The organism is Corallococcus aberystwythensis (assembly GCF_003612165.1).
GTDB classification, from domain to species: Bacteria; Myxococcota; Myxococcia; order Myxococcales; family Myxococcaceae; genus Corallococcus; species Corallococcus aberystwythensis.
Map to the genome: position 1 here is coordinate 1 of NZ_RAWK01000529.1, position 1,539 is coordinate 1,539.

The window sequence follows — 1,539 nt, forward strand, 5'->3', positions numbered from 1 at the left end:
GCGCGGGCTCGACGGGGGCGGGCGCGGTGGGGTTGGTGCGCGTGGCGCGCAGGGTGCGGCGCAGCTTGGCCAGGTGCTGACGCAGGGCATCCGCGGAGTTGGGGCGCGTCTCCGGGTCCTTGGTGAGCATCTGCAGGATGAAGGCGTCCACGGCGGGCGGCAGGTCGGAGACGAACTCCGACGGCCGGGGCGGGCGCGCCTCCACGTGCTTCATGAGCAGGTCCACCGGGGAGCTGCCGATGAAGGGCAGCCGGCCGGTGATGATCTCGAAGGTGACGACGCCCATGGCGTACAGGTCCGTCATGGGGCCCACGGACTGGCCGCGGGCCTGCTCGGGCGCCATGTACTCCGGGGTGCCGACGACCATGTCGGTGCGCGTCTGCGCGGTGCGGCCGGAGGGGCCTTCGCCGCGCTTGGCGAGCCCGAAGTCCAGGAGCTTCACGTAGCGCGAGCCGTCCGGCTGGCGCACGAGGAAGATGTTGCTGGGCTTCAGGTCGCGGTGCACCACGCCCGCGCCGTGCGCGGCGCCCAACGCGGCGAGCACTTCATCCAGGAGGGACAGGGCTTCCGGGACGGGCAGGCGGCCCTTCTCCGCGAGGATGGCGTCCAGCGGCTGGCCATCCAGGTACTCCATGACGATGTACTGGCGACCGTCGGGGAGCTGGCCGAAGCCGAAGATGTCGATGATGCCGCGGTGGCGGATGGCGTTGACGGCGCGGGCCTCCGCGAGGAGGCGGGCCACCTGTTCGGACGAGTGCGCCAGTTCGGGGCGCAGCACCTTCACGGCGACGCGCTTGCCGATGAGGGGCTGGATGCCGTCGTAGACAAGCCCCATGCCGCCCACGCCGATGCGCGAGCGCAGCTCGTACTCGCCCAGCTTCAGGCCGATGAGGGGGTCGGTGCTGGCGATGCCTTCGTTACCGGGGTGCTCCACGATGACCTTCGGTTCCGGTGGAGTCGGCTGGAACGACGACAGCACGACGGTGCCATCGCGAGGGCACACCGCCGTCTCGGACGGAACGGTGAGGCCACAGGTTTCGCAGATCAGCTCGGAAGACGTCTCCACCACGGGGGAGCGTAACAGGTGAAAACCCCGGAAGCGAAGAGGCCGCCCGGGGACGCAGGGCAAGCAAACAGGCACCTGCCCCCGGGTCTTGTTTTCTCACCCGCCGTTGTCACACAGCGGGCGATGCGTGTGGGTCAGGGCGTCCCGGTTCCAGTGGGCACGCAGTCCACGTAGGAACGCTGGGCGCCTTGTTCGCCTGGGTGCCCAGAACTCTCGCCGCCAGCGCCGCCGTCAGCGGGATCGATCACTCCGCCATCTTCAAGGGTGACCCCCGCGTCCTGGGCGCACCAAATACCGATTGAAGGGCCTCCAGCGCCTCCTCCTCCGGGGCCACCCAGTCCTCCCTTCCCTCCCTTTCCGCCGTTGCCGCCGTTGCCGCCGTAGGTGGTGTAGCGAGTCGGGAGCTTGGAAACCACGGACACATCACCCCCGATACCGCCGAGCCCTCCTTCGCCCCCGATTCCACCCTCACC

The 1,539-nt window shown here is 69.7% G+C and carries 1 protein-coding gene; it reads right to left on the minus strand.

Annotated elements, in window-relative coordinates; all coding sequences use genetic code 11:
* Nucleotides 1-1,048 (minus strand): serine/threonine-protein kinase (locus tag D7W81_RS41205; RefSeq protein ID WP_147445841.1); only part of this gene is annotated, 1,048 nt, incomplete at its 3' end.
* Between the last annotated feature and the right edge of the window lie 491 nt (nt 1,049-1,539).